General features: G+C 57.8%; 6 protein-coding genes and 1 riboswitch. Of the genes, 1 reads left to right on the top strand and 5 read right to left on the bottom strand.

Going from position 1 to position 6,490, the window contains the following annotated elements; all coding sequences use genetic code 11:
- Window positions 1–181: 181 nt before the first annotated feature.
- Complete coding sequence (locus tag VF639_RS18095) at window positions 182–2,668, bottom strand: TonB-dependent receptor (RefSeq protein ID WP_331147340.1); 2,487 nt, start codon at window positions 2,666–2,668, stop codon at window positions 182–184.
- Window positions 2,669–2,730: 62 nt separating this feature from the next.
- A riboswitch (TPP riboswitch) is annotated at window positions 2,731–2,834 on the bottom strand.
- A gap of 326 nt (window positions 2,835–3,160) precedes the next feature.
- Between VF639_RS18095 and VF639_RS18090 the strand changes: the two genes are divergently transcribed.
- Window positions 3,161–3,406, top strand: coding sequence for a hypothetical protein (locus VF639_RS18090; protein WP_331147339.1), 246 nt, complete (start codon window positions 3,161–3,163; stop codon window positions 3,404–3,406).
- 284 nt (window positions 3,407–3,690) lie between these two features.
- On the opposite strand, the gene VF639_RS18085 is transcribed toward VF639_RS18090, so the two are convergent.
- From VF639_RS18085 to pnuC, 4 genes are all read right to left on the bottom strand, one after another.
- Entirely contained in the window at window positions 3,691–4,104 is a 414-nt protein-coding gene (locus VF639_RS18085) for a GNAT family N-acetyltransferase (RefSeq protein WP_331147338.1), read from the bottom strand.
- 11 nt (window positions 4,105–4,115) lie between these two features.
- The gene (locus tag VF639_RS18080; protein ID WP_331147337.1) at window positions 4,116–4,991 is read right to left on the bottom strand and encodes an aldose 1-epimerase family protein; all 876 of its coding nucleotides are present in this window, start codon (window positions 4,989–4,991) and stop codon (window positions 4,116–4,118) included.
- A 73-nt stretch (window positions 4,992–5,064) separates the two neighbouring features.
- Window positions 5,065–5,622: an ATP-binding protein gene (locus VF639_RS18075; RefSeq protein WP_331147336.1), complete on the bottom strand. Its 558-nt coding sequence runs from the start codon at window positions 5,620–5,622 to the stop codon at window positions 5,065–5,067.
- Between the two features lie 209 nt (window positions 5,623–5,831).
- Window positions 5,832–6,437 carry a nicotinamide riboside transporter PnuC gene (gene pnuC / locus VF639_RS18070; protein WP_331147335.1) on the bottom strand — a complete coding sequence of 202 codons (606 nt, stop codon included), beginning with the start codon at window positions 6,435–6,437 and terminating at the stop codon, window positions 5,832–5,834.
- Window positions 6,438–6,490 lie beyond the last annotated feature (53 nt).

Here is a 6,490-nt window from a genome sequence, read left to right as displayed (position 1 = left end):
AAGCCCCAAGCCCTGTGCGCCGTGGCCGCCCGCCTCTTGCGCCAGGCCTGGGCCCTGGTCTTCCATCAACGCCAATTTGACCCGGCGTTTCATCTTAACCTTGTTTCTTAACACAGTTCATGCTGAGCGCAGGCGCAGCCGGAGGCGTAGTCGAAGCATGACAATTCTAGTGATATACATGCTAAAACTTCACGCCCACGGAGGCCAGGAAGTTGCGTGTGGCTTGGGGGTAGTAGTAGTTGAAGGTTTGCTGGCGGCCGGTGGCGTCGGGGTAGCCGTAGGTGTAGCCGTTAGCCACGTATTCGCGGTTGAGCACGTTGTTTACCAGCAAGCCCAGCTCGATTTCCTTCATAAACTGCGGCCGGATGGTGTAACGCACCCGGAAGTCCAGCACCTGGTAGGGCTTGATGCTGCGCTCCACGCTGGCCGAGTTGTCGAGGTACTGGCGGCTGACGGTTTTGTAGAGCAGCGCCAGGCGCAGGTTCTTCAGCGGCTGCCCTTCCAGCGTGTGCGCCGACACGGTAGCGGGCGAGTAGGAAATGCTGGTGGTGCGGGACTCCGCTGCTATAATGGGGTTGTAGTTTTCGTCGTAGATAACGTTGCGGTAGTTGAGGATGCGGTTACGGCTCAGTGTGAAGGTGCTGCTTAAGCTGATTTTATCGTTGGCCGATGCAAAGCCAGTTAACTCAATTCCGGTTCGGAAGCTGCGGGCTACGTTGGTACGCAAGGGCGTCCCCACGTCGTTGAGCTGGCCGGTGGCAACTAGCTGGTCGCGGTAGTTCATGTAGAAGTAGTTGGCCTCGAAGCGCAACGCGGTATTCAAACCTAGCAAGCTGGCATTGGACCGGTTGAAGCGGTAGCCACCTTCAAAATCTCCGAGCCGCTCGGCTTTGGCGCTTTGGTCGCCGGCGGGGCGGTCGGTGAAGTCGGAGCGCACGGGTTCGCGCTGGCCCACGGCAAGGCTGGCGTAGAGCTGCTGGCCTTCGGCAAGCGCGAAAGTGGCCCCGGCTTTGGGGTTGAAAAAGGTGTAGCGGGCGCGGGTAGTTACGTCGTTTTGTTCGTCCTCTACCCCATCAATGTTGTACTCGATGTGGCGCACTTGCAGGTCACCGTACACACCGAGCTTGGGCAGCACCTGCCAGGTGACGCGGGCGTAGGAGTTGTAGTCGGTTTTGGTGGCGTCGTTGAAGTAGTAGCGCTGGCGGATGTTGCCGTTGGAGGCGTACTGCGCCCAAATTACCTCGCCGTAGTGGTCGTTGAGGAAGCGGTTCCAGGCGCCACCGAGGGTTGCCTGAAATTTGTCGTTGGCACGGGGCTGGTAGTTGAGGGCGAAGGTGCCGCCATAGAAATAGTTATCGAGCCACTTGCGGTCTATCAGGTTGGTACGGGTGATAGTGTCGCCGCCGATAAGTACGTTTGCCAGGTTGTAGTCCGAAAAGCGGCGGCCGGTGCGGTAGCTTTCGTAGTAGCCGAAGCCGCGGGTCAGGTGCAAGGCCGCACCGAGGTTCCAGTCCGGGCCTAGCTCCTGCGTGAGGTGCAGCTGGTAGTGGTTTTGCTGGTAGTTGTCGGTTTGGTTGTCGTAGGTGTAGTAGCTGTACCGACGGCCTTCCTGCAGCACCCGGGCCGCATCGGCTTCCGATAGCTCGCCATTGTCGATGTACTGCTGCAAGAGCGCCCGGTTGCCGGTAAGCGCTGGTTCGGGCACTCCGTTCCAAGCCTGATAGGTTTTCTCGCGGCCCGAAAACGTGATAAACTTCAGCAGCGTGTTCTTGGCCTGGTAACCCGCCGCGAAGTAGTACGACTTCAAATCCGACGAAGCCCGGTTCATGTAGCCGTTGGTGCTGATGCGCGACAAGCGGCCATCGACCAGGAAATGCCCGTTCAGTTGCCCGGTCCCGAACTGCACGTTGTTTTTCCAGGTGTTGAAAGAGCCGTAGGTGTTCTGCGATTCCCCGTAGGCCTCGCGGCGCATATCGAGCGTGCTGATGTTGACGCTGGCCCCAAAGGCCGCCCCGCCGTTCTGGCTGGTGCCCACGCCCCGCTGCACTTGCAGGCTGTTGATCGAGGACGCCAGATCGGGCAGGTTCACCAGAAACGAACCGTGCGACTCGGCATCGTTGAGTGGCACCCCGTTGATGGTCATGTTGATGCCGGTGTTGCTCGTGCCCCGGATGCGGATATCGGTGTAGCCCACGCCCGCCCCGGCATCGGAGGTTACCACTACCGAGGGCGTTTGATCGAGCAGATACGGTAAATCCTGGCCGAAATTACGCTTGGCGAGGTCTTCTTTGCTGACGTTGGTGTAGGCCGTGGCCGTGCGGTCGTTGGCGCGGGACGCCGTCACGAGGGCTTCGCCGGTAAGCACGCCACTAGGTTGCAAGGTGGCGCTGAGGCGCTGCTCGGCAGCCTGGCCTTCCACGCGCCGAGTAAGTGGCTCGTAGCCGAGAAACGAAACCCGCAGCTCGTGCGCCCCGGCTGGCACGGCCGGCAACACGAAAGCGCCGGTAGCATCGGCGGCGACACTGGCTGTGCCATCAAGCAGGACGGTGGCGCCGGGCAAAGCCGTACCCGTACGGGCATCCAAGACGGTACCGGACACGGGACCTTGCGCCCACGCCGAGAGAGGTAGCGCCAGCAGCGCCGCCCCGGAAAACAGTAAGTTTTTCAAAAATTCAACAATGGAAAAGATGGAACGGACCCTGCGCCAGGGGTCGGCGCATCGGTAGTGTCGTTCGCGGATCGTCTGTTCCCTTCGCCAGCATTACCCGGATCAGGTTCAATGGGTATGATCTCAGCCTTGGCCAATGTGGCGTGGGGCACCCCTAAACTTCTGTTGCAAAGGTAGCGCAGTTTCTGGTTGCTCGCTGCTGATTTCCAATTATTGGGTGGTAATGATTTTGCAGGTCAGCGCCGGTGGCGGGTGAGTGGCAGGTAGCTACTGGCTTCGCGGCGGCCGGCGCTCGACCGTAGCGCGGCAACCAGAAATTGAAAACAAGAATCCAGCAACTTCTTTTCTTTCGATTGATAATCAATTACCTTAGGAAGACCTTCATTTATTTGAAACCCGGGTGGTAAGGAAAACAACTACAGCCTTGGCGCCGTTATTTACTTGGCACCCACCGCTAGTCTGCTCGTCCGTCCTTTCTTCTTCCCTCCGACCATGACTCCCCTCGTGTACCTACTTGTCGTCCTTGCTATTACGATTTATTTCCTGCTGATTCCCCGGCGGCGCTACCCCAATCCACCCCAACCCGACAACGACGACGAGGGCGGCGAACCACTCGATGACGGCCTCCCCGACCTGGACCTGCCCCCCGGCATCACCCGCCCCATCAACGATTGGGAACCGGACTACAACCGGCGTCCGCAAAAACCCGTGCGCCCCACCGCGCCTCACCTTTCCTAGCGTTATTCCAGAAATAGTTGCCCACGCGGCACCCTTACCAAACGACCCTTCCGGCCTGCTTCCCGTTGTTAATCGTGGCTGATACAACAAGAAGTGGCATCCGGAAGGGTCGTTGTGGTTTAGCTGATTTTGCAGCTATAAAGCAATTCAGGATTAAAGGCCAAAGTTAGAGCTAAGCTAGAAAGCTAGTTTCCCTCCTCAGCTGAGGAGGGAAACTAGCTTTCTAATCTTCTGATTATCGAGAGTTTCTCTGTCTAGCTTGCTAGCTCGTAAAGAGTTGCTACTTACAGTTCCCGGTCCATACGCACGTAGGGAATTGGGCCTTTGAAGAACACCGGGCCTTCGGGCAGCAGGCCGAAGCGTGCATAAAATCCGGCGCTATCCTGGCGGGCGTCGCACCAAATGTGGGTGGCGCCGTGGGGGCGCGCCTCGGCCATAATATGTTGCAGCAAGGCACTGCCTATGCCTTGGCGCTGGTAGTTGGGGTGCGCAGCAAATTTGCGGAAGCGTGCTTCCGCACCCTCCACGAAAAGCGAAATAACGGCTACTAGCTCTTCCTTTAGGAAAGCCCCAAAATGCAGGCCAGCAGCATCATTTTCCACCTTCACGTATTCCAGCGGCTTGTCGGGCCATAGTACCTGATGGCGCAAGGCATATGTATCGGCAGAAGCAATGGGGCGGATTTCAACGGCAGGCATACCAGTTGCTACTAGTCTACGGTGATGCTGTAGGATGCCACAAACTCCTGGCCGGGCCGTAGCGTCAGAATGCCTTCTTTATCGGCTAGTGCGCCGGAGTCGCCGACGGAGCTGGCGAGGCCGTGCCAGGGCTCGATGCACACGAAACGGGCACCGGGCCCCTTGGTCCAGAGGCCGAGGTAGGGGAAACCGTCGAAGCGGACACGCACGGTCCGGTTGGAGCGGCGGCTACGTAGCGTGACGTGGGTGAAATCGAAGTGCTTCAGTACCAACGCATCCTGCTCGAACAGTTCGTAGCGTAGTGGCAGCGTGGTTTCGTTTTCAAGTACGGGCTCGGTTTGGCCGTTGAGCAAGCCGCCTTCCAGCAAATGCCGCTCGAACGTAACGGGATGGTCGAACACGAACTCGTAGTCCTCAAACGTCTCGTTGGGCAGCAGCGGGCAGCGGAAAGCCGGGTGCGCCCCGATGCCGAACAGCAATTCGCCGGTGCCAATATTGGTTACCTCCCACCCGATAGTAAGCATCGTACCCGCCAGCCGGTAGCTAATAACCAAGCTGAAATCGAAGGGAAACAGGGCGCGAGTGGCCTCGTTGGCGCGCAGCTCCAGTACCACTTCCGAAGGTATTTGGCGAACCAGCGTAAACTCCTGGTCGCGGGCAAAGCCATGCTGCGTGAGGCGGTAGTCCTGGCCTTGGTAAGTGTAAGTATCGTTGGGCAGGCGACCGACGATGGGGAAGAGCACCGGCGCGTGGCGTCCCCACACGGCCGGATCGGCTTCCCATATATACTCTAGGTTGTCGAGGTCTTTGCGGACGAAGCCACTCAACTCAGCGCCTTTGGCTTGTATGGTTGCGCGGCACTGTTCGTTTTCGAGGGTATAGGTCATAGGGTGGTGACAGGTGAGGAAGTAACAAGTGCTAGTGTTGTGGCTGACGAACATGAAAGACATCTGGTGTTCCTCATGGCTGGCCACCAGCTTCTTTCTGCTTGTCAGCCAACAACAGCTCATCCACCAACAGACGCGCTTGGTTAAAACGTTGGTCGTAGGTGCCGCTGATTACGGCGAAATTCACTTTTTGATCTTGCAAAGCCTGCTGGTAGACCTGGAAGAAGTGTTGGCGCAGGTGCGGATGTTCGCGTAAGGGGTCGGGTTCCCAAGGCAGATCCACGCTCAGAAGCAACACCAAGTCGTAGTGCTGCTGCGCGAGGCGCTCCAGAATCCAGGAGGGGCAATGCCCGAAGGCGTGCTCGGCCCACACTTTTATCACCAGCAAATCGGTATCCGCAAGCAGCACGGCATGGCTTTGCGCCTGTGCTTCAGTCACGGCTCGGGCTTCGGCCTCCAACTGGCCCCGAGCAATTGCCTCTAAGTCGGGCAGAGTGTAATCAGGGCCGTTTTCCTCTAGATAGGCGCGCGCATATTCCGGCACCCAACTGGTGTGGTAATAGGCGGCCAGTTGCCGGCTGAGCGTAGTTTTGCCGGTCGACTCAGGTCCGGTAACGGCAACAACTAACATTTATCATTTATCATTTAACAGAATGTGTTGAGCTTGGGAATTTCAGCCAGCTGTCCTGCAGCGGCGCAGCCGAAGCAGGACAGCTGGCTGAAATTGAGTTTATCATCCTAGCGAGATGCTTCGACTCCGGCTGCGCTTACGCTCTGCCTGACGGGCCAAAAGCTAAGCTGTAAATCATGATGCGGGTGTTAAATGATAAATGTTAATTGTCAATTGCTAACTGCCAACTGTTTCCGCCATTCAAGGTAGCCGTACGTGGCTAAACCCAAATACAAGGCGTAGAGGGCGCTGGTGGGATACAGCTGCTTGTACCAGAGTACGGGCACGTAGATAATATCAACCAGTATCCAGAGCCACCAGTTTTCCACCCGCTTGCGCGTCATCAGGTACTGTGCTGCCAGGCTGCCGGCCGTGGTGAAACTGTCCCAATGCGGCACGGTAGCATCGGTATGGTGCTCGAGGTAATAGCCGAAGCCTATGGTAAACGCAACGATAAACCCTGCACAGGCCGCCCACTCCCACAGCCGCGTGCGCGACACGGGCAGTTCGGTTTTGCCCCGCCCCCCGTACAGCCACTCGTACCAACCGTACAGACTCAAGGCAATAAACATCACCTGGAGCAGCGAATCAGAATAAAGCCCCGAGCGGCGGTACACCACGATGTAGAGCGCACAGCTAAAGATGGCAACCGGAAAATTCAAGAGCGACTCGCGGGCCGCCAGCCACACGCAGGCGAAACCTGTCAGCACGGCCACCCATTCCAGCGGACTATTGCCGACGGCGGCAGTTAAAAACTCGGATATTGACTGCAGCAAAATTTAAAGTTTAATTGAGCAAGCTGAAAGCATAGCCGATGGGCTGGCAAGCA

Source organism: Hymenobacter sp., from assembly GCF_036387835.1.
GTDB lineage: Bacteria > Bacteroidota > Bacteroidia > Cytophagales > Hymenobacteraceae > Hymenobacter.
The sequence above is the reverse complement of the archived record's forward strand: the minus strand, read 5'-3'. Positions and strand labels throughout refer to the sequence as shown.